Origin of the sequence: Roseovarius sp. 10, from assembly GCF_033100315.1 — a bacterium.
Classification (GTDB): domain Bacteria; phylum Pseudomonadota; class Alphaproteobacteria; order Rhodobacterales; family Rhodobacteraceae; genus M30B80.
Genome location: NZ_JAWLVH010000001.1, coordinates 998130 through 1020470 on the forward strand (window position 1 = coordinate 998130; position 22341 = coordinate 1020470).

The 22341-nt window shown below is 55.9% G+C and carries 20 protein-coding genes; 6 read left to right on the forward strand and 14 right to left on the reverse strand.

All coding sequences use genetic code 11. The features are described from left to right. Nucleotides 1-22 precede the first annotated feature (22 nt). Genes modA through modC form a run of 3 tightly spaced genes read left to right on the forward strand, consistent with a single transcriptional unit; the run spans nucleotide 23 to nucleotide 2569 of the window. Nucleotides 23-805: a molybdate ABC transporter substrate-binding protein gene (gene modA, locus RYZ18_RS05050; RefSeq protein WP_317655286.1), complete on the forward strand. Its 783-nt coding sequence runs from the start codon at nucleotides 23-25 to the stop codon at nucleotides 803-805. Continuing rightward, a complete protein-coding gene (gene modB, locus RYZ18_RS05055; protein ID WP_317655287.1) occupies nucleotides 802-1503 on the forward strand; it encodes a molybdate ABC transporter permease subunit in 702 nt (233 codons plus the stop codon). The genes modA and modB overlap by 4 nt, the downstream gene beginning before the upstream one ends. Beyond that, nucleotides 1496-2569: a molybdenum ABC transporter ATP-binding protein gene (gene modC / locus RYZ18_RS05060; protein ID WP_317655288.1), complete on the forward strand. Its 1074-nt coding sequence runs from the start codon at nucleotides 1496-1498 to the stop codon at nucleotides 2567-2569. Before modB ends, modC begins: the two co-directional genes overlap by 8 nt. Here modC and RYZ18_RS05065 read toward each other — a convergent pair whose 3' ends face one another. From RYZ18_RS05065 to RYZ18_RS05125, 13 genes are all read right to left on the reverse strand, one after another. Then, on the reverse strand, nucleotides 2570-3598 hold the full coding sequence (locus RYZ18_RS05065; RefSeq protein ID WP_317655290.1) for a hypothetical protein: 1029 nt from the start codon (nucleotides 3596-3598) through the stop codon (nucleotides 2570-2572). It abuts the gene before it with no gap. Continuing rightward, nucleotides 3588-5699, reverse strand: a complete 2112-nt coding sequence (locus RYZ18_RS05070; RefSeq protein ID WP_317655291.1) for a dynamin family protein — start codon at nucleotides 5697-5699, stop codon at nucleotides 3588-3590. The genes RYZ18_RS05065 and RYZ18_RS05070 overlap by 11 nt, the downstream gene beginning before the upstream one ends. A 12-nt stretch (nucleotides 5700-5711) precedes the next feature. Then, complete coding sequence (locus RYZ18_RS05075; RefSeq protein WP_317655292.1) at nucleotides 5712-6677, reverse strand: hypothetical protein; 966 nt, start codon at nucleotides 6675-6677, stop codon at nucleotides 5712-5714. Continuing rightward, the gene (locus tag RYZ18_RS05080; RefSeq protein ID WP_317655293.1) at nucleotides 6674-8608 is read right to left on the reverse strand and encodes a dynamin family protein; all 1935 of its coding nucleotides are present in this window, start codon (nucleotides 8606-8608) and stop codon (nucleotides 6674-6676) included. The genes RYZ18_RS05075 and RYZ18_RS05080 overlap by 4 nt, the downstream gene beginning before the upstream one ends. Before the next feature lie 78 nt (nucleotides 8609-8686). Further along, nucleotides 8687-9046 (reverse strand): roadblock/LC7 domain-containing protein, encoded by a 360-nt coding sequence (locus RYZ18_RS05085; RefSeq protein ID WP_317655294.1) that lies wholly within the window; start codon nucleotides 9044-9046, stop codon nucleotides 8687-8689. A 327-nt stretch (nucleotides 9047-9373) separates the two neighbouring features. Next, nucleotides 9374-10387 carry a YeiH family protein gene (locus RYZ18_RS05090; protein ID WP_317655295.1) on the reverse strand — a complete coding sequence of 338 codons (1014 nt, stop codon included), beginning with the start codon at nucleotides 10385-10387 and terminating at the stop codon, nucleotides 9374-9376. Further along, nucleotides 10384-11445 carry a sn-glycerol-3-phosphate ABC transporter ATP-binding protein UgpC gene (locus tag RYZ18_RS05095; RefSeq protein WP_317655297.1) on the reverse strand — a complete coding sequence of 354 codons (1062 nt, stop codon included), beginning with the start codon at nucleotides 11443-11445 and terminating at the stop codon, nucleotides 10384-10386. Before RYZ18_RS05095 ends, RYZ18_RS05090 begins: the two co-directional genes overlap by 4 nt. Continuing rightward, nucleotides 11445-12881 (reverse strand): carbohydrate ABC transporter permease, encoded by a 1437-nt coding sequence (locus RYZ18_RS05100; protein ID WP_317655299.1) that lies wholly within the window; start codon nucleotides 12879-12881, stop codon nucleotides 11445-11447. Before RYZ18_RS05100 ends, RYZ18_RS05095 begins: the two co-directional genes overlap by 1 nt. After that, nucleotides 12878-13942 (reverse strand): carbohydrate ABC transporter permease, encoded by a 1065-nt coding sequence (locus RYZ18_RS05105; RefSeq protein WP_317655300.1) that lies wholly within the window; start codon nucleotides 13940-13942, stop codon nucleotides 12878-12880. Before RYZ18_RS05105 ends, RYZ18_RS05100 begins: the two co-directional genes overlap by 4 nt. Before the next feature lie 23 nt (nucleotides 13943-13965). Beyond that, nucleotides 13966-15231, reverse strand: coding sequence for an ABC transporter substrate-binding protein (locus RYZ18_RS05110; RefSeq protein WP_317655301.1), 1266 nt, complete (start codon nucleotides 15229-15231; stop codon nucleotides 13966-13968). A gap of 72 nt (nucleotides 15232-15303) precedes the next feature. Then, complete coding sequence (locus RYZ18_RS05115) at nucleotides 15304-15828, reverse strand: flavin reductase family protein (protein ID WP_317655303.1); 525 nt, start codon at nucleotides 15826-15828, stop codon at nucleotides 15304-15306. 11 nt (nucleotides 15829-15839) lie between these two features. Then, the gene (locus RYZ18_RS05120; RefSeq protein ID WP_317655825.1) at nucleotides 15840-16733 is read right to left on the reverse strand and encodes an aldo/keto reductase family oxidoreductase; all 894 of its coding nucleotides are present in this window, start codon (nucleotides 16731-16733) and stop codon (nucleotides 15840-15842) included. 17 nt (nucleotides 16734-16750) lie between these two features. Next, the gene (locus tag RYZ18_RS05125) at nucleotides 16751-17905 is read right to left on the reverse strand and encodes an LLM class flavin-dependent oxidoreductase (protein ID WP_317655304.1); all 1155 of its coding nucleotides are present in this window, start codon (nucleotides 17903-17905) and stop codon (nucleotides 16751-16753) included. Between the two features lie 126 nt (nucleotides 17906-18031). On the opposite strand from RYZ18_RS05125, the gene RYZ18_RS05130 reads away from it, so the two are divergent. From RYZ18_RS05130 to RYZ18_RS05140, 3 genes are all read left to right on the forward strand, one after another. Beyond that, entirely contained in the window at nucleotides 18032-18751 is a 720-nt protein-coding gene (locus RYZ18_RS05130; RefSeq protein ID WP_317655305.1) for a GntR family transcriptional regulator, read from the forward strand. A gap of 9 nt (nucleotides 18752-18760) precedes the next feature. Continuing rightward, entirely contained in the window at nucleotides 18761-19882 is a 1122-nt protein-coding gene (locus tag RYZ18_RS05135; protein WP_317655306.1) for a Gfo/Idh/MocA family protein, read from the forward strand. Nucleotides 19883-20225: 343 nt separating this feature from the next. Continuing rightward, a complete protein-coding gene (locus RYZ18_RS05140; protein WP_317655308.1) occupies nucleotides 20226-21149 on the forward strand; it encodes a 3-hydroxyacyl-CoA dehydrogenase NAD-binding domain-containing protein in 924 nt (307 codons plus the stop codon). A 61-nt stretch (nucleotides 21150-21210) separates the two neighbouring features. On the opposite strand, the gene RYZ18_RS05145 is transcribed toward RYZ18_RS05140, so the two are convergent. Continuing rightward, entirely contained in the window at nucleotides 21211-22293 is a 1083-nt protein-coding gene (locus RYZ18_RS05145; protein WP_317655309.1) for a BMP family ABC transporter substrate-binding protein, read from the reverse strand. Between the last annotated feature and the right edge of the window lie 48 nt (nucleotides 22294-22341).

Consider the following 22341-nt stretch of genomic DNA (forward strand, 5'->3'; position numbering starts at 1 on the left):
TGGTCGCGGAAACTCTGCCCCTATGAACGCCCCTATCCGTCCTATATTTTTAGCCCTGATGCTGTGCCTTAGCCCGACTTTGACACGGGCTGAAGAGATATTGGTGTTCGCGGCCTCTAGCCTTGCGACAGCCCTAGATGAAATCGAACAGAAATTTGAGGCCGCAAGCGATACTGAGGTCAGCATGGTTTATGCAGGATCCTCAACACTGGCCCGTCAGATTGAACAGGGCGCGCCTGCCGATATTTTTATTTCAGCCAATACCGACTGGATGGATCGCATCGCCCAAGCGGGATTGATTGCGCCCGATGCTCGGTTTGATCTCTTGGGCAATCAACTGGTTCTTGTGGCGCATGGGGAAGGTCTGGATCAATCGGGTCAGATTATCACGCCAGAGATCAATTTGACCGATTTACTGGACGGCGGTTATCTGGCCATGGCCCTTGTTGATGCCGTGCCTGCGGGGATTTATGGCCACGCCGCACTCACCCATCTCGACCTTTGGGACACAGTCGCGGATCGGGTCGCGCAATTCGACAATGTGCGCAGCGCCCTTGCCCAAGTTGCAGCGGGGGCAACCCCCCTTGGGGTGGTCTATCGCAGCGATGCTATGATCAGCACGCAGGTGCATATCATTGGCACCTTCCCCGCAGACAGTCACGACCCAATCCGCTACCCTGTTGCCGCGCTTGGCGCGGAGATGAAACCTGCGGCCGCGGCTTTTCTCGCCTATCTGCGCGGGCGTGACGCGGCGATGATTTTCACGGCAAATGGATTTGAGACACTGGCGGAGGCTGAGAAATGAGTGATCTTCTCGGCCCCGCAGAATGGGCCGCAATCGCGCTGTCCCTCAAGGTCAGTTTTTGGGCCACTTTGGCCAGCCTGCCTTTTGCACTTTGGGTTGCCTATCTGTTGGCGCGCTGTAACTTTTTTGGAAAGCAAATCTTGAATGCAGCGGTTCATCTGCCCCTGATCTTGCCGCCTGTGGTGACGGGATATGTGCTGCTTTTGGTCTTTGGCGCGCAGGCCCCCGTGGGGCAGGCCTTGGCTGCACTAGGTCTGGGCTTTGCCTTTCATTGGACGGGGGCAGCCCTTGCCGCGGCGGTCATGGCCTTTCCGCTGATGGTGCGTGCGATGCGCCTATCCCTTGAGGCGGTTGACCCCAAACTAGAGGATGCAGCCCGCAGCCTAGGCGCGCCGCCTTGGGCGGTCTTTGCCACCCTCACCTTGCCTCTGAGCCTGCCAGGGGTTCTGGCTGGCGCGATTTTGGGGTTTGCAAAGGCGATGGGGGAATTTGGCGCCACCATCACCTTCGTTTCGAATATTCCAAATCAAACCCGCACAATCCCTTCGGCGATTTACACATTTTTGCAGCAACCAGACGGGGAACAGGGCGCGCTGATCTTAGTGGCCGTGTCGATCTTTATCGCTATTCTTGCCCTCGTTTTGTCAGAAATTCTGGCGCGGGCTTTGTCCAAACGTATCGGGGGACGTGATGCTTGATCTGAGGCTTCGTCACCAGATCGGTGCGTTTTCACTTGATCTCAACTTCCAAGCCGCCCGCGGGATCACCGCCCTTTTTGGTCGCTCGGGCGCGGGCAAAACCACCGTGATCAATGCAGTCGCGGGTCTTATCACGCCTGATGACGGCTATATCCGCGTGGGGGATATGGATCTGTTTGACGCTGCGCGCGGGATAAACCTTGCCGCGCATGAGCGCCAAGCGGGCTATATTTTTCAAGAGGCGCGCCTCTTTCCGCATCTAAGCGTTGCGCAAAATCTTCGTTATGGGATGCGCTATCGCGGCGCGCGCCCTGCCCCGAATTTCGCGGATATTGTCGAGATGTTGGGGATCGGGCCGTTGCTGCAGCGGCGACCTGCGATGCTATCAGGCGGCGAGAAGCAACGCGTGGCAATCGGGCGCGCGTTGTTGGCAGCCCCCCGTATCCTTTTGGCGGATGAGCCACTGGCAGCCCTTGATGAGGCGCGCAAACAAGAAATCCTGCCCTATTTTGAACGTCTGCGCGATGAAATGGACATTCCCATTCTTTATGTCAGTCACGCCCCCACCGAGGTTGCGCGATTAGCGACAGAAGTGATCATGATTGAGGCGGGGCGGATACAGGCGCAAGGGCGCCCAAGCGAGGTCTTTTCTGACCCCCATAGCCTGCCTGCAGGGTCACGCGAAGCGGGGGCCGTTATTGAGGCCACGCTGACGGCGCATCACGCGGATGGGGTCAGCGAATTACGTAACGCCGATGTGGCACTTTTTGTGCCGCGTTTGAGCGGCGATTTGGGGCGAAAATTACAACTGCGTATTGCCGCACATGAAGTGATTTTGGCCACCCAAAAACCACAAGGCCTATCGGCGCTCAACGTCATCGAAGGCACAATTCACAGTATGCGCAGCGGCGATGGCCCCGCCGTTTTGGTCGCAGTCGACACGAAATTGGGGCGGATCTTGGCCCGTGTGACCCGCCGCTCGGCCCATCTATTGGGCCTGAACGAAGGGCGGGCGGTCTATGCCATCCTTAAAACCCTATCGGTCGCGCGCGAAGATATTGGCTGATCATGCCGCCTTTGAGATCGGCATGAACAAGGTGCGCGCCAAAATACGGGTCTGCAAATCCGCCCCGCAAAACAAGAACACAGTGCGCTGGCGGTGGCGGTCAGTATGGTGAATGAGGTAATAGCCTTCCATGCTCACCTCTGACAAAATATCCGATCGCTCCGCCCCTTGACGTTCGGCCAGACGGGCTTGGGCCTCAGACCACAGACCGCACATTTGAGACAGCTTCATCAAATCAGGGTGGCCTTGTTGAGGCGAAATGACCTGACCTGTTTCATGCAAGATCACCCCTGTCACAACCAAACGCTGAAGCCGTGCAGAAACGCGCTCTAGCTTCTGGGTCAGATCATCAATCCATGTGGAAACGGGGCGCGCACGCGGGGCTTCGCGCAGCTTTATCTTGGTGGCGCGCATCAGCAAACCATGCAGCTTCTGGCCCGCCGTGGCCTTCCACGCATGGGCATCTGTCGCACTGGCCTCAATCGCGGCGGGGCTGGCCGAAATAAAGACAATATCCTCAAATCTTCCACCCGTATCCCGATGCAAACGGCCTGCGATTTTCTCAATATCGGTTTGACTGCGCAATTTATCTGCGCGGCTTACCGCCAAAATCATCGGGCAGCTTACACTCTCGCGCAGGCGGTCGCAGATCACCTGTTCGCTCAAGCGCCACGCCTGCGATACGATGGTGACCCAAATGATCAGATCGGCACCCGCAATCATATCTTGTTCGGGCGGGGTTAACGGGCGCTCATGGTCGCAGGCAATTTCCGTAAACTCAATATCTTGCAAATGCGCCAAGTCATGGCTGATGTCATGCGCGGCGCGTGCCACGCCGTGGCGCAGGGTTACAGGCCCCTCTCCCTCAGAAGGCTGCGTTATGACAACCCCGCGCGCCACCGCGTTGATCAGCGCAGATTTTCCTGCCTTTCCCTCGCCCAAAATCACAACACGCAATGCGGATGTGACATTTGGGTTTTTCGGGAATTGGGTGACGTTATTGGGTTCGATAAGATAATTAGGCTGCATGGGACAAGTTCACTCGTGACAAGGCCGATTGCGCCACCGATAGGATCTGCAAACGGCGTTCCAAAATTTCCATTTGACTTTGCAAACGGTCGTACAAAATTGCGGCTTGGCCGTGATCATGGCCAAGGGCATCAATTTGGCGGCGGTCGCGGCGCAGACGGCGCTGCCGCTCGGCCACAGCCACCTCAACCATACGGCTCAGCGCACGGATGCGATCCGTGCCACTGCTCGCACGTTCCACCTGTGCCTCGTTGAAAACCCGCACCATCTTCTGAACAACAGGTCGAAGTTCCGCGGTGAAAATCGTGTAAAATGCCGCGCGTGATTTCTCGGCGTTGATTGTGCCCTGACGCCAAAAGGCCCAGCCGCGGTCACTGACCAATGGCACCAATAATTCCTTTTTGGAGAAGGTAACCGCCGAGGTGAAATGGTCATGCGGCAAATCATCAAGGCCCACGCCCGAGATCACATCATCAAGCGCGCTGCTGACGATCTGCTTGCAGGCCTGCAGGCATTTCTCCAACACCAGATCGATGCCGGCGCGCGATTTTTCAAAATGCTGCGCAAAACATTTCTCAAAGGCTTGATGCAAATGCGTAAGGTCAACCCGCAACCCCCCGAATGTTTTGTCAGCAACAGTTTCGCGCAAAATCTGATCATTCAAAGCGCGATATTGTTCTTGTAAAAACAATTGGATGGCCTGACCCAAATCCGCCTCGAAGCTGGCCCATGACTGATCAAGATGCCCTGTCAAAACCCCATCTGTCGCTTCGATCAAACCCATCACGTCACGCTCAACCGCGCTTAATTGGGTGATCTCTACTTCGAGGCTGCGCACCACACTGTCTGCATTGCTGCGTTGTAACCCGTGCAATTGGTGGGCGACCGACTCTCGCTCGCGTTTCATGGCATAGCCAAGCGTGGCAATCTCGGCCCGTGTATCTTCGCAAATGCGCGACAACCCGTGCGCGCCAATACCGCTGTCGATGATTTCCGACAAGGCCTCTTTGACCGTATCGAGGCCAGAAGCGATCAATAAGCGATCAATCTGGTCCTGGGGGACATAGCCCGCAATATGCCGCACATAGGCGTGCAATTGAGGCGTATCGAGGGCCGCGCGGATCTCGGCGGCCTCAGCATCATTGCGCGTGGCCATCTCGGCCATAAAGGCGCTGCCTGCCAAAATCGTAAATTTAATCTCGGGCACCGCGATCCGCAGCCGTGTCGAGACATCTTCGATGACGCGTGGCACTTCGGTTGCATAATCGTCCAACTCATCCATGCGATTGATAAAAATCAATACCTCTTTGGTGCGTTGTTGCCCAAGCAAACGGATCAAAGCCAGATCCACCGAGGTCAAGGGTTGGTGCGCAGATAGCACCACGATGAAAATATCCGATCGATCCAGGCTGCGGCAGGTGAATTCATCGCGCACCAAAAAAGGATCATTCACACCTGGCGTATCCGTCAGGATCACAGGCACTTTGAATTCAGGACGGCGCATATAGGCATTGGCCACTTTGGTGATCAATGCGTAGCGCCCTTGCGCATCGCCTGTGTCCTCTTCTTGGCCTGCACAGACATAGCGTTTCATCAAATCAGCGTTGAGAAATTCATAGCTGTGCGATTGCCCCAAAAGCATGGGGTAATATTTACCCAAGCGCCTCTGCGCGCGTGCGCGCATCTCCTCGGCTTGGCGGCGCAGCACGGCTGAATCAAATCCGGGCAACAGCCGTTCGGTCAAATCGCGCAGCTCTGATGTGCCATTGATAATTTCATCCCAGTCAGCCTCGGAAAAAAACTCAAACATGGCGCCAACACGCGGGTCATGAGGAATATTGATCCGAATATTTGTGACCACCGATGTCCACGGGTTCACATCCGAAGGCAGAAAATCACGCTCATGCAAAAACGCATTGAGAAAGGTGGATTTGCCCGCTTTAACCTGACCGATGACAGAGATACGCGCGGCCCATGCCGCCAGTTGATCACGCAATGCAATCAAATTGCCACGGTTCTCACGCCCTACCCCATCACATAAATGGGCCAGCATGCGATCCAACAGATCGATTTCTTGGCGTTGAAGTGGCGCAATTTCCATACCCACCCCCGATTATGTGATGCTCAGATGACGCGGCGGGGTGCCATCGGCCATTGGCCCAAGCTCCGCATCCACGGCGCGCATATATTTTGACATCATCGCTTGCCAGTCCTCTGGCGATACGGGGGGGCTGCTTTTGACCAACTCAGCCCAAATTTCTTCGGCCCGCGTTTTTGGGGAACTGCCCTCAAACAGCGGCACCACATTGGTCGCTGGGTCGCCCGCGGGCTCAGGGGGGGCGGTGCGCAACTGGCGCACAGCACGCACCATCACGCGGCGCGGTGCCGCTGCCGCGCTTGGTGCCACTGAAGGATGGGCTGCTGCGCGGATCGTAAGCTCGCTGCCCGTGCGCGCGATGGTTTCAGATTGGTTGACCACATGATTGGCGATAAAATCCAAATCACTTTCAACCATCAAAGAGGCAAGAATGTGATGGTCAAAGAACCCCTCAGCCTCGCGCAAGACGCGGCGCATCAGGCGATCTGCCGTTTTGCTATCCTGCAATCTATCTGCATGGGTGACCACCAAGGTGGCGTTAGCGCGCAAACGCGCGGGCATATGTTGCCAGACCGCCTTTTCGGATTGACGCCATGCTTGCACCGCATTGGTGCACCAGATCACCATATCGGCCGCATCTAGCATTCGCATCCATGAGGCCGCATCAATATTTGGATCAGAATTTCCGGGCGTATCAATTAAATCCACATAGTCCAGAATGGGGGCTGCATAGCGCATCTGACAGCATAACGTCCCCTCGACAGGGACATGGCTCAAATCGCCAAGCGGCTGCCTTGTCCCATCTGCGCCGATAACAAGATCGGCCGCGTGATCGGCACTTAGCCAAATGGGCGGCAAAGAGGTTGAGGTCACGTTTGCAGGCAGCAAATCAACCCCAAGCAACCCGTTGATCAATTGGGTTTTGCCTGCGCTAAATTCACCCGCCATTAGAAGGCGCGGTTTGCGTGTTTCTTGCATCATGCCACATCCCTCGTCTGCTTGGTTGCAGGCGTTTTTTGATCCAAAATCGCAGTGATATAGCGCGCACGATCATTGAGATAATCTTGGATCACCTCCAACACTTCTGCCGCGCGCTGATCAAAATGCTGCGTTAAAACCTGCTCAATCAGCGGGTCTGTTTCGGCCAAAATCACATCCGCATATTTCTTGCGCAATCGTGCGGCCGCGCCAAATTTCCAAAACCGCTGCCACCAGGCTTGACTGAGATCAAGCGAAAGCGTGGCAGACAAGCTGGAAGGCGGGCGAATGATGGGAAAAAAGACCTGATCATCGGGCAAATCCACACCGACCACGGCCAGATCGACATCCAAAATGTCCTGCACTGCCGCGGCCCCCTCGACCAGTAGGGCTTGCGCCTTGCGATCAAGGCTTTTGCATGCTGATAAATAGGCCGATCGCATCGACATCCGCAGGCTCATTGGCTCATGCGTCCATGTTTCAGCTTCGCCGTAAATCGCAACATGAGAGGACAAGGCAGAAAGCGCGCTTTCGACAAAGGCCTCTTGCGCGCGGCGCAGGCGCGCTTCGAGGTCTTCGCGGGTCTGTTCTAAGTTTTGCTGATGGCGACTGAGTGCTGTATCCCTGATGCGGTCAAGGCGCTGCTTGATCGCGGCAACATCATGATCCGCGCCCGATTTTGCACCAATGGTTTGCACAGTCTCCATCATCGAGACGATATTGCGCGCCTCGGCGCGCAATTCCTCAACCATCCTTGCGCCAGGGCCATCTGCAATACGCCCCGCCACGGCGGATAACAACTGATGCAGACCGCTTGCCTCATAGGCCACGCGGCGCAAATCGGCCTCATTTGTGATACTACGTCCCGCAGCATCGGCCCAAGCCCGCAGCGATTTCTGGGCAGCAGGTAACATATTTTGCGGCTGCGCCGAACGCGCGGCTTGGGCCCAATATCCCGACCCAAACAGGATCTCGATCTCTGTCCCAAGTCCGAAACGCTCAAGGGTCTTGGTGATGCTTGCGCGTATTTTTGTCTCTTCGGCCAATGGGTCGGCCAATTCATCCATGCGGTTTACAAAAATGACGACCTCACGTGCATCAATCGCGCAGATGATCCGCAACAGGGCCATATCCATTGTGCTGAGGGCCTGATGTGCCGACAGAACCACGATACAAGCGCGGCTTTCACCAATCGCGTTCAGCGTGGTTTGTTCACGCATCATGAAAGTGTCATTGACCCCCGGCGTGTCGCGAAAGCAAAGATTGGTCGGGAAATTTGGATCTTCGATATGAAGATCCGCCGATTTGGTGATATCGGCGTAAAATCCATCCTGTCCGCCATCGCCCAGATCATCGGGATCGCCATAGCAGATGTAGCGATTGATCATATCTTGATCAAATTCGGCGAAAGCGTGGCTTTGACCGAGCAGACGTTGAAACGCGCCCCCAAGCCGCGCTTCTGTTGCAGCGCGCATCTCAAGCACCTGAAGACGCACATCTTCGGCCTCTTGCGCATATCCTGCGCGATTGGCCATCTCGCCCAGTTTTCCGCCCGTCTCAATGAGACGATCCCATTCATATTGATCAAAAAAGCGGAACAGCGCGCGGGTTTGCGGCGGGCGGCGGCGGCAGTTAAAATGCAGCCCCGTGATCACCGATGTCCATGGATTCACATCCACAGGTAGAAAATCGGGCTTGCCCACCATCGCGTTTAGAAGAGTGGATTTACCCGCCTTAACCTGACCGATAATGCTCACATTTGGCTCGAAAGCCGCGATTTTCTCAAGGCAGCGGTCGATCGTGTCGCGCACGAATTCAACATCTGGCTCTAGAATCGAATGGAACACAGAGTCAAACTGGCTGATCAAGTCCCATTGGGCTTGCAGCGCCTGAAAGGCCGTTCGATCCAATCTTGGGGTGCTATCGCGCTCCATCACCTAAACCCGTCTTCATCTCTACCATTGCGAAACCAAAATGCGTGGCGCATCTGTCAGATGCGCCCACCATAGGCCTTAGATGGCCAAACCACTTTCCACCGCCTTCACATTGAGACGCGCCATACCCAGATTTGCCGATTTCTTTTCCAAGGCCACATATAGAAAGACACTTGGGCTATCCTTGAGCGGGCGGATGAGATGGTATTGGGTGCCCAAGGTGATGAGCATATCTTCGATCTGATCATTCAGACCGATCTGCTCCATTGCGGCCAATTTTGCCCGCACCACCTCGGTATTGGCAGCGCCTGCCGCCTCTAGGTCAAATTTCGCGCCACCGCCAACGGCGGCCAACATCATTCCTGTCTCGCTGTCGACAAGGCAGGCCCCAATAAAGCCCGCAATCTCGCTTAGCTTTGAAATATCGGTTTTCGACATTGTTCCCAGTCCTGTTTTAGCCTTGCTGATGCAAGTAATGCTCGTAATGGTCACAGGTTTAGGGGGGGAATTTGGCCAAGATGGGACAGGATTGTAGAAACACCCGCCACAATTAAAAAATTTCTAAAAATTGCGCAGAACTTAAGACATACCCGCCAATTATTTGAAAATATTTATAAAAAACTTGGGCAAAGCCCCAAAACTGGAAACAATTGGCGCGCATCGGGCGCAGTGGCGCGATTTTTGTCACAATCTGTTGGGGGCACCGCGCAAGATGCACAGACACTCTCTCGGATCTGAGAATCGGAATCTGACAGCACGTCAGGCCTAGGCCAAGACCGCGAGGCCAATGGCAACCAAAGCTGCAATTAGCAGCGTTAGGGTGATCAACAACGCCAAGGCGCTGCGCCCAACTGATGCAAATGCCTGCAACGAGGTTTTCATCCCAACGGCAGCAACGGCCACCACAAGGCAGCTTCGCGAGACAAGGTTAACGCCCTCTGTGATCATCGGCGGCACAAGCTGCATCGTGCCCAGAACGGCCAATGCGATGAACCCCGCCACGAACGCAGGGATGAGTGGCGGGGCGTTCCCGCCCTCGCCCGCCTCAAGATGAGCTTTGCGCAGGATCATAGACGCCACCAAAATCACGGGGGCCAACATCATCACGCGAAACAATTTGACCAAGGTGGAAAGATCCCCCGTCTCATCCGAGATGGAATAGCCCGCCCCCACAACTTGGGCCACATCGTGAATGGTGCCGCCTAAGAATATCCCTGCCATATGGGTCGACAGACCAAGCGAGGTGACGATCATCGGATAGATGATCATCGCGACACTTGAGAGAACCGTTACCCCCACCACAGTAAAGGTGACATCATCTTCGGCCACATGCCGTTTTGGCAGTAACGCTGAAATGGCAAGCGCCGCAGAGGCGCCACAAATGGCAACAGAGCCACCCGCGAGAAACCCAAAATAGCCCGATCTGCCAAACCGCGGGGCCAGCCAAATTCCCGCGCCAATCGTGGTGACGACCGCCATCGCCAGCATGATCGCTTCGGCCACGCCAATGCCTTCCAACAATTGCGCGCTGATGCGAAGGCCAAGCAGCGCCACCCCAATGCGCAGAACGGTGCGGCCTGCAAATTGAATGCCTGCGGCCATACGCGGCTCTTGCGAGAGGAAATGAAATGGGATGCCGAGCAAAATCGCCATCAGCATCACAGGCGCGCCGTAATGATCCGACAGGAATTGCGCAGCCATCGCCACCAAAAGCGCCATCAGCAACCCTGGCCCAATGCGCTGAAGGCCAGAGAGGATGTCAGCGTTGCGCAGGGTCACCGACACACGCGCCCTGTATCGGCACGGAAGATGTGAACGGCCTCAGGGGCAAGTTTGACGGCAACTGTTTGGCCAATGGCGATATCAGTCTGACCCGCTTGGTGGATCACCAGCGGCTCCTCTGACGGCAGGGTGACGAAGATATAGCTTTCGCTGCCCAATTGTTCGACTTCGGTCACTTCGCCCTTCACGCCGCCTGTTTTGGCAATGCTAATGTCACGTGGGCGGATGCCCAATTCGATTGCATCGCCTTGACCGACACCGCTGCGCGGCCCAAGGGGAATGTGCCCCCCAGCGGCCAAAGCCACCCCACCTTCGGCGATTTTGCCCTTCAGGAAATTCATCGCAGGCGACCCAATAAAGCCCGCAACAAAGCGATTATCTGGATTGTTGAACAGTTCTAATGGGGTTCCGAATTGTTCCAGCCTGCCATCGCGCAAAACCGCGATTTTATCGGCCATTGTCATCGCCTCGACCTGATCATGGGTCACATAGATCATCGTGTTCCCAAGGCGGCGATGGAGGTTGCCAATCTCGCGGCGCATCGTCACGCGCAGCTCAGCGTCAAGATTGGACAGCGGCTCGTCAAAAAGGAAAATCTTTGGCTCGCGCACAACCGCGCGGCCAATGGCAACCCGCTGACGCTGACCGCCTGACAATTGACCAGGACGGCGGTTCAGATACGCCTCAATGCGGAGCATACGCGCGGCCTCCTCCACGCGGCGGGAAATTTCGGCTTTCGGCATTTTGAGGTTCTCAAGCCCGAAAGACAGGTTTCCGCGCACCGACATATGCGGGTAAAGCGCATAGGATTGAAACACCATCGCCAATTCACGCTGTGCCGCGGGCACATGGTTGACCACGGCCCCATCGATCACGACATCCCCGCCCGTGATCCCCTCAAGCCCCGAAATCATCCGCAGCAGCGTGGATTTTCCGCAGCCAGATGGGCCAACAAAGACGCAAAACTCGCCTGACTTGATCTCAAGATCAATGCCATGGATCACTTCGACCGAGCCGTAGCGCTTGATCACTGATTTCAGCTGTAGGTCACTCACTATTTCAATCCCGTATTGGCAATGCCCGTGGTGATGTATTTCTGCAAGAACACAAAGACCAAGGTCGCAGGCACGAGGCTGACCATGGTCATAGCGAGGCGGAAATGCTCTTGGCTGAGATGCTCGCCACGGAATTCAAGCAGGCAAAGTTGAATTGTATAGGCCTCTTTGGTGGTCGCGATGGCCACCATCGGCAAGATCAGATCATTCCAACGCCAGATCACCGATAGGATCGCCAAGGCCGCAATCGCGGGCAAGGCCAAAGGCAAAATGATACGCCAATAGACCTTCCATTCGCTCGCCGCATCCATGCGCGCTGCCTCGATCAACTCATCGGGGATCGACAGCATATATTGGCGAAGCAAAAACACCCCCGTTGGGGTGGCCGCCCCTGGAATGATAACGCCCCAGATCGACCCTGACAGGCCCGTGGCATTGATTGCCTTGAACAAGCCCACAAGCGTAATGGTGGGGGGCACCATCAGCGTGGCCAAGATGATCACAAAGAACAAAACTTGGCCACGGAATTTATATTTCGCCAACGCAAAGGCCGCCATCGAATTGATGAGCAAGGTCAGAGCCGTGGCTATGGCCGTGACCAAAACCGAATTGGTAAAGCAGGTCGCAAAATTCACGTTTACGCCAAAGGCACGCCCCAAAAGGGGATCGGTGTAGTTTTCCCAACTGGGGGCAAAGCTGCGCTCTGTGCGAATGGTGGCCGTGGCAAGCTGAACCACCTCCGCGCTGCGGTTATCAACATAGCGCGCGGGCGTTGTGTCGCGCGTGGGGTTGATGCGCGACACCCCAAACAGTGTCTCAATGCCTGTAACTGGATCAGGGGCGCGGGCCAAAATCTGAACGGAAATGGCAGATGGCTCGTAAGGATCAAGCGATAAAAATTCCGACAGAAGTCGCTGATCTTCGGGGCCAAGCCCCGCGATGATGGCCGCAACATCATATTCACTGCGTGCCTGCGCCGACATGGACACGTAGCGCAAAATCCAATCAGGCAGGTTTTCCCGTGCAACCAAGTCACGCGTCATCTCAGGCAAAAGGCCCAAATGCGCCCGCAAGGCATAATGCGCATCCCCCTCATACCCTGCCAAGAAGGCGGATAAATCGTGTCGTGCCTTTTGCGTATCGGGCAGATCCGACCAATCCAAAACCCAATAGGGCAGATCACTGATGTAGAAAATGCGCTTACCCTCTGGCCCTGTGACTGTGGCGCGCGCCACCTGTTTATAAGGGGCAGGCAAAAGCGATAGGTCTTGGCGTTCCAACTGCGCCGAAGATTTCAACGAATTCAGCCCCAGCCACAGCACAGGCACGAGGATCACAATCACGCCAAGCAAGAGATAGGCATAGGTGAGGTAATCCAACCAATTCGCACGTGGCCCGCCTGCCTTGCGGGTCAGAAATGCCCATGCCCCACTCATTGCCGCGCCCCCCGCGATGAGAGCCAAACCTGCAACAACGACAGCATAATCAAAACCGCAGCCACAATCAGCGATGCCATCGCCGCAACCCCCAGACCATTGGCTGTGGCCTGCCCCCGCAGACCTGATGTTTCAAAAATATAGGCTACAAGCGAAGACCACCGCACCGACATGGCATAGAGTTCCTCAAATGCTTGAAAGGCTTTGATCAGCGACAGAACCGTGACCACCAACAGGGTCGGCGCAAGCAGCGGGATGGTGATGCGGGTCAATTGCCGAAAGGCGGATGTGCCATCCATTTCAGCGGCCTCGTACACATCGCGCGGGATTGCCTGCAGCCCTGCAAGCAGGATCAGCATATAGAAGCCAAGATGCGCCCAAGTGTAGACAAAGACAGACCAAAACATCGTCCATGACGGATCGGTCAGCCATTGGATCGGCTCCTCAATCCAGCCCCACATGATCAGGCTTTGGCTCAACACGCCTTGACGCTTGAGGATCAAACTCCACAAAAAGCCGACCACCACGGGCGACAACATCACAGGGTAGAAAAACACCGCCCGCCAAAAGCCGCGCGCGATGATTTGGCGGTTCAGCGCAAGCGCAGATAACAGCGCAACAAGGATCATAACGGGCACTTGGAAAATCACGAAGATCGCCGTGTCGTAGACGGCCGAGAAAAATTTGTCGTCCTCAAGATTGGCGGCGCCGGTGTCAATCTGTGTTTCGGCCACAAGACGGCGCAGGTTATCAAGACCTGCAAAGGCACGCTCATCAAAGAGAATGGATTGGCCTTCGGTCACCGCGAACCCCAAATTGATAAACATCGGGGCAAAGGTGAACAGGCCAAAGACCAACATATTGGGCAAAAGGAACAAATAGGGCAGACCAGTCGCGCCTGCGAGGCGCTGTGTCATCTCAATCGGCCATCCCATAATCGAGGCCAATTGCCCCGTAATTGGGCCAGTGGGGCGGATCAACACCCACCCCACGGCCAAGTAGAGGGCCAGATAGAGCGGCCAAGGTGACCCTGCAAATGCGGCGATGAAGGCGTCAATCATTGCAGGGTCGTCCTTTGGTTCACTTACTGGGCAATTTGTGCGGCAACATCCGCATCAATCGCGGCCAAAGCATCATCAAGGCTCATTTCGCCTGTGATCGCTTTGGTCAGGTAGTCAGGCACAACACCATAGATTACGAAATTCTTGGCGTAACCTTGGAAGGTGTAAGCCTGTGGTGTCGTTTCTGCTGCCTTGCCAGCATTTGCCGCAAAGACAGACAGCGCAGCCGCAACCGCGGGGGATGCATCACCATAATCAACACCCGAAGCCTGAAGGCCCTGATGCGCGGTGATGTTGCGGGTTGCAGATGCAAAGCGGGCTGCATTTTCCTCAGAAGCGAGGAAATCGATAAAGGCCGCAGCTGCTTCAGGTGCATCGGTCGATTTGAACGCCGTGATCGCGGCACCCCCTGGCATTGCGCCACAGCCACCTACGCCACATGGCGCTGGAACCGCGCGCCATTCGAAATCGGTGATGTTTTCCGAGTAGGAATTGATCATCCACGAGCCCGACATGTGCATCACAGCTTCGCCCGATTGGAACAGCGGTGCAGCGTTGCGGTATTGCGTGCCCTCACCCGCAGGCCAACCTTCGGCAGGCATCAGGCCTGAGGCGTGCCAACCCACAAATGTTTCTGCAAAGTCACGGAACCCTTCATCCACGAGGATCGGGTTGCCCGCATCATCAAAGAAGCGCGCGCCATAGGAAAACGCAGGGCCCGCCATACGATGCGCCGTGCGATCCATTGCCAAGCCTGCAGTCACGCCTGTTACGGCCTGAACTTCGGCCAAGGCCGTTGCCCAATCGTCCCATGTTGCGCCATCCCCTGGCATATCCACGCCTGCATCTTCAAAGAGCGAGACGTTGACATAGGGGCCTGTCACAGTCAGCTGGGTCATCCACCCGTAAATCCCATCATCCCCCGCACCTGGTGCGCGGAACCACGGCAGGGTCGCGCCATAGGCGGCTTCCCATGCGCCACGATCGACATAGGGCGCGAGATCAAGGTAATACTGGTTCAAGCCGCCCAAATTGGTCACGCGCGCGACATCAGGGGCCGCATCCGTTTGCAACTGGTTTTCCAACTGATCACGGATCACGTCATAGGCAACGGTTTCCATGTTAACAGTATGGCCTGTGGCAGCGGTGAATTCGGGCAGCATTTCGCCGATCACATCGCATTCATTGCCGTCTTGATAGCACAAAAACGTAATTTCATCCGCGAAAGCGGGGGCTGCGCTTGCAACCATAAGTGCTGCAAGTGCAGTGCTGGTAAACTTAGCGGTCATGTAATTCCTCCCTTAAACATTCCCGTTGGTTTTGGTCGTCTCACTTTCCCCCTTTTGATCGGGGTAACTTAGTTATGCGGGCTCTGTCTCCCTCACGGTGAACGTGCCAAGCTTGCCGCGGAAAAATCCCAGCGACCCACCCAAATCGCGATAGCCCGCACGCTGCACTTGGCCGACCATGATATCATGGTCACCGCCCGCGTAATTGGCCCAAGCTGTGCATTCAAACCGCGCAAGACAGTCATGCAGCACGGGCACACCTTCGGCATTCATATCAAAATCATCAGGCCCAAGCCCCTTTGCATCGCGCGCGATGCGCCAGCAAAGATCTTCTTGATCCGCCCCCAAAACATGAATGGCATAGGCAGGGGCCGCACCGAAATAGGGGTAACGGCGCGAAGCGCGATCAATCGACCACAAGACCAATGCAGGATCGAGCGACACGGATGTAAAACTATTCGCCGTGATGGCCACCGGCCCCTCATCGCTTGCGACTGTGACAATGGTCACACCCGTTGCAAAACACCCAAGCGCAGTGCGAAAGGCGCGCGGGTTTGCAGGGTCAGGCACAAAGCTGCTGAGGGGGTGGCGGCGCATCTTCTGATCCATCAGGCGACCTCGTGACCAAGTGCGGCCTCGTAAAGCGAGAACCAATCGCGCCGATCAAGACGCACGCGCAGCGCGTCTGAAATAGTGGCAATGCGCGGCAACGCATTGGTGCCAAGCACAGGCAAGATTGTCGAAGGATGGGCCAAGAGGAACGCCACAGCAACAGCCGCACGATCCACGCCCTGCTCTGCCGCAATGGCGTCAAGACGCGTGGCTAACAGCCCCTCGCGTGTCGTCATCAGCGCACCACCCCCCAAAGGCGACCACGCCATGACGGGCTGTGCGTGGCGTTGATGGAAACTCAAATCCCCATTTGTGAAGGGCGCGATATGAGACAGCGACAGCTCAATTTGGTTGGTCACCAATTTCGCGCTCATCGCAGATTGCAGCAACTCCCAATCCCAAGGGCGGAAATTCGACACACCCGCTGCGCGGATCTTGCCCGATTTGATCAATCCATCAAGGCAGGCCCCCGTCTCGTGGTGATCCATCAAAGGATCGGGGCGGTGGATGAGTAACAGATCAATCTGATCAATCCCCATCTCGCGCAATGAGGTATCAACAGATTGCGTGATATGAGCTGCGGATGTGTCGTAATATTTCACAGGCGCGTCAGAATAGCGGCCAATCGGGGCCACGATATCGCATTTTGTGACGATTTCCATTTTGGCCCGCAGATCGGGCCGCGCGCGCAATGCTGCACCCAAAATGGCCTCAGCGGTGTAAGCGCCATAAATATCCGCCTGATCAAAGGTTGTTATCCCTTGGGCAAGGCAGGTTTCGATTTTTGCGATGACATGATCGGTGGAGGTATCCGTGTCATCGCCAAGCCGCCACATCCCGTAGACAAGACGGCTAAAACTCAGGCCCTCGGCGATTTGGACGCGGGGCATGGTGGGGGGTGTTTTGGTCATTTGCGAACGCCTCCGCCTAGGGGTGTATTCGGCAATGTAGCGGGCACGCGGCCATATTCATGGGGCAAAGAGCAAGTTTTCATCTGCGGTAACACGCGACTGCCAAAATGCTCTGCCTCGTCTTTGTGCGGATACCCCGAAAGAATAAAGGCGCGGATGCCCATTTTTTGGTAATCCTCAAGCCGTGACAAAACCTGATCGGTAGAGCCAACAAGCGCCGCCCCACAGCCAGACCGCGCGCGACCAACACCCGTCCAAAGATGGGGTTCAATATACCCCGCATCATCCGCAATCTCGCGGTTTTTCGACTGGTGGCTCACCCCAAGGGATTTGGCATCAAGCGCGCGATTGCGGATCGCGTCCCCCTGATCCTTGTCAAGTTTTGAAACGATATATTCGGCATATTCGCGCGCTTCGGCCTCGGTGTCGCGCACAATCACATGGACGCGCAGACCGTAATCAAGCGTGCGGTTATAACGTTCAGCCACGGCATTCACGGCCTGCATCCGTCCGCGCAACTCTTCCTCGCGTTCAGGCCACATGAGATAGACGTCACAATGCTGACCGCAAAGCTCAAGCGCATCAGGCGAGTAGCCCCCAAAATACAGCAGCGGCCCGCCCTTTTGATAGGGGCGCGCGGGATCTGTGGTCAGGCCTTCAAAGTTATAAACTTCGCCTTTGTAATTGATCTCGTCCTGCGTCCATGCCTGTTTCAGGATTTCCACAACCTCGCGCGAACGCTGATAGCGAAATGAACTGTCGGCCACCTCACCAGGAAAATCCGAAGAGATGATGTTAACAGTCAGGCGGCCTTCCAGCATGTGATCGAGTGTCGCGATGGTGCGCGCCAACATAATGGGCTGCATCTCGCCACAGCGCACAGCCGCTAGCAGGTTAATCTTGGAGGTGATCGGCGCACAGCCTGCAACGAAGCTGAGCGTATCTTGTCCCACCTGATAGGACGAGGGGCACAGCACATTGCGAAAGCCGTGGTTTTCAGCGGTTTTCACAATATCCGAGCAATGCGCAAAAGATGAGCGCAACGCCCCATCTGGCACGCCCAAGAATTGATAATCATCCGAGCAAAGCGCAGCAAACCACGACACTTCGGCGGCATCTAGATCGGCAGATGTGATGGGAACCACGCTCAAATCTCTTCTCCCCTCCCTACGGCGCGTTGATCTAAATCGTCATCGCTGCCGCTTGACTTTCCCCGAAATTAGCCGTGTCCTTGATCTGGATCAATAGTGTATCAATTTTTTCGAAAGGCCGCTTCGATGCGCGATCAAATCGACCGCAGACCCGCCTCATCGGCGCTGCCGCTTTACATACAATTAAGCGAGGTCTTGATCCGCGAAATCGCAGCGGGACGTCTGCCCGATGGCAGCCGCCTGCCGCCCGAACGCACGCTGGCTGCGCAGTATCAAACTACGGTGCGCACATTGCGAAAATCCCTAGATATTCTAGAAGAAAAAGGTCTTTTGCGCCGCGTGCAGGGTTCTGGAAATTACGTGCAATCAAGCGCGCAGATCAGTTCGATTTACTCGATGTTTCGCCTCGAACTTCGCACAGGCGGCGGGCTGCCAAGCGCGCAAGTTCTGGCGGTGGACTATATTGCGAAACCCGCCGATCTGCCCAGTTTTGGCACGGCCTCGCATGCCACGCGAATCCGCCGTTTGAGGTTCCTCAATTCTCTGCCAGTGGCGGTGGAGGAGATCTGGCTAGACGGGGCTGCGGGCCGATTGGAGGCCGAAAAGCTGTCTGATTCGTTGTATCTGACCTATCGTGTGCAATTGGGCCTGCGGATTCTTCAGGCTGAGGATTATGTCAGCATCGCCCCCATCCCCGATTGGGCGCCGCCCGAGTTCGCGCGCCCAGCCACAAGCCCCGCCCCCTTTGTCGAGCGTTACAGCCATGCAGACGGTCAGGGCATCATTGAATATTCCCGAAATTGGATTGACCACACGCGTGCACATTATGTGCAGCGTCTAAAGTAGAGAGGACAAATGTCTCAAATCACACGCTACGGCATCATCGGTTGCGGTATGATGGGCCAAGAACATCTGCAAAATATCGCCCTGCTAGACGGGGCGGAGGTGGCCGCGATTTTCGAGCCCGATGCGGGTATGGCTGCGAAATCACTGGCCCTTGCACCGAAGGCCACGCTTTACGATAGCCTTGAGGCACTGGTGGCCCATCCTGATCTCGACTGTTACCTGATCGCCAGCCCGAATTTCCGCCATGTCGAGCAGTTAACATATCTCGCAAAACATCGCCCCCTGCCCGTCCTCGTGGAAAAGCCGCTCTTTACGGATCCCGCGCAACAAGACAGCCTGCGCGAGATCCGTGACAGCTATCCCGCGCCTATTTGGGTCGCGATGGAATATCGTTATATGCCGCCAATCACCGCCTTCCTTGAGGCCGCCGAAGGGGCCACAGGCGGGATCAAGATGCTGTCTTTGCGCGAGCATCGCTTTCCTTTCCTTCAAAAGGTTGGCGATTGGAACCGCTTTAACCGCTATACGGGCGGAACATTTGTTGAGAAATGCTGCCATTTCTTTGACCTGATGCGCCTCGCCTTGAAATCGGAACCCGTGCGGGTGTTGGCCTCGGGCGGGATGGATGTGAACCACCGAGACGAGGCCTATGACGGCGAGACGCCAGATATCCTCGATAATGGGTTTGTCATCGTGGATTTCGCCAGTGGTGCGCGGGCGCTGCTCGAACTGTGCATGTTCGCTGAAGGCAGCCGCTATCAAGAAGAGGTCTGCGCCACTGGCCCTAAAGGCAAGATTGAGGCCTATGTGCCCGGCCCCGGTCGGTTCTGGCCCGATCATTTGGGCGAGGCCCCAATCCCGCAATTGATTGAAAGCCCACGAGACCCCAAAGGGCCTATCGCCCGCGACATCCCTGTCGACCCGACCCTATTGGCCGCAGGCGACCATAATGGATCAACCTTTTATCAGCATCAGAAATTCTTAGATTTGGTGCGCGGGAAAAGCCAAGCACCCGAAGTCAGCCTGAATGATGGCTACATGGCCGTCATTATGGGAATGGCTGCACAAATTTCGATGAAGGAACATCGCGCTGTAGAGATTTCAGAACTTACCCGCGCGATGAATGGGTAACTGAAAGATGCCCCATCACCTGCTCGTGGCGGGTGATGGGGAAATCCGAGGCAAACCTCAGCCTGGAACTTTGTTTGCCGCAGGCGCTTCGATTGGCGCTGCAACGGGCTGCGAAGAGCACGCCGACAGAGCAACAAGCGCTGTGATGCAAACTGCAACAGATAGTTTTTTCATGATCAATCACTCCTTATGGGCAATGCTATGGAATCAAATCCACGCGCAACAGTCAATGACTACTAGATGTCGTAGGGGGTTAAGTTATCATTATTTCATCTTGCGGGGGATGTAAGGCAAGTATTTGAAATTGTTAACGCATAATAAAAATACCTAAAAGGCTTCATATATGTCGGATTTAGACCAAATTGGAATTGTTGGGGGTGGTTTGATCGGTCTAAGTTGGGCCGCTTTGGCCTCATCACTGGGGCATAAGGTGGTCATTATCGACCGTGATCCTGACTGCAATCAGCATCTTGCGACCTTCTTGGCCCATGCATGGCCGAACCTCGCAGCATTGGGGTTAGCGCAATCTCCGACTGCGCCTGATGTCAGCCCAGATTATGCGGCCCTCAAAGGGGCCAGATTTGTCCAAGAGAATGCGCCAGAGCGGATCGCAGTCAAGCACGAGGTGATCCGTCAAATCGAGGCGCAGGTCGGGCCCGAGGTCGTGATTGCGTCAAGCACCTCGTCACTCATGGCCAGTGATCTACAGCAGGGCGCCAAACATCCTGAGCGCATCTTGGTCGCGCACCCAATGAACCCGCCGCATCTGATACCGATGGTTGAACTGGTCGCAGGCCGCCTCACCGCACCAGACGCAATGGATCAAGCCGAAGCGCATTATCATGCACTGCACCGCGTGCCCATTCGTGCAAAGCGCGAGGTGCAAGGCCACATCGCCAACCGCCTGACCGCAGCACTCTATCGCGAAGCGGTCAATCTTGTGGCCGAAGGAATTGCGGATGTCGCCGATATTGATCGCGCCATTGCCAATGGGCCAGGTCTGAGATGGGCCTTGATGGGGCCACATCTCACCTATCACTTGGGCGGTGGCGCGGGCGGCTATCGCGCGTATCTTGACCATCTTGGCCCCACGCAAGAGGCGCGATGGAAAGACCTTGGTCATCCCGAACTGACCGAGGCACTCAAGGCGAAATTGGTTGCAGGTGTCGAAGCGGAATTGGCGAGCATGGGAGGCGCAGATTTGCGCGCGCGCCGCGATGCTGCATTGGTGGAGCTTCTACGCCTAAAGGGAGATCAGGCACTATAACCCACCGCAAAGAAAAAGTGGGCGCAGATGCGCCCACTTTCACGCCCAATAAGGGTTGGGATCAGGACGGGATATCGCCCTCGACCCCTTCGACATAGAAGAACATACCCGCAAGGTCGCCATCGGACGCGGTCTCGCCCTCAGCCAACCATGGGCTGCCATCTTGCTTGTTGATCGGCCCTGTGAACGGATGATATTCGCCCGCCGCGATTGCATCGCGCAGCGCCTCGGCCTCGGCCTTTACATCTGCGGGCACGACATCGGAAATCTCACCAATGCCAACCATGCCCGTGCTGATGCCATCCCATGTGTTCACGGATGACCATGTGCCATCAATCACGGCCTGCACGCGGTCGATGTAATAGGGCGCCCAGTTATCGATGATCGAAGAAATACGGGGCATCGGACCATATTCCGCCATATCGGCCGCCTGACCAAAGGTGTAAACGCCACCTGCCTCACGCGCGGCCTGATGCGGCGCGGTCGAGTCGGTGTGCTGCAGAACAACGTCACAGCCCTGTTCAATCAATGCCTTGGCCGCATCTGCTTCTTTCGCGGGGTTCAGCCATTCAAAGATCCAGATGATCTTGAATTCCACATCAGGGTTGACCTTTTTGGCGTGGATATAGGCCGAGTTGATGCCACGGATCACCTCAGGAATTGGCACAGACGCGATATAGCCAATCTTGTTGGTGGTGGTGACACGACCCGCCAATGTGCCTTGGATCGCGCGACCTTCGTAGAAGCGCGCGGAATAGACAGACACGTTATCCGCCTGCTTATAGCCTGTTGCGTGTTCGAACTTCACATCAGGGAAATTCGCCGCCACATTCACGGTTGGATCCATGAAGCCGAAGGATGTGGTAAAGATAATATCCGCACCACCCAAAGCCATTTGGGTGATCGCACGCTCGGCATCGGGGCCTTCTGGGACGCTCTCTTGATAGACAAATTCAACCGCATCGCCAAAATGCTCGACCATTTCCATTGCGGAATGATGGTGGTGCTGTGTCCAGCCGCCATCATTGATCGGGCCAACATAGATAAAGCCGACTTTGGTCTTGTCCTGCGCGCGCGCGGGCATGCCCATTGCTGCGGCGAGGGCGGCACCCGCACCAGTCGCAAGTAGTGTTCTGCGTTTCATAATTACTCTCCCGGTTTACCAGAGATCAGGCTCTGGTCGTTGCTGAAA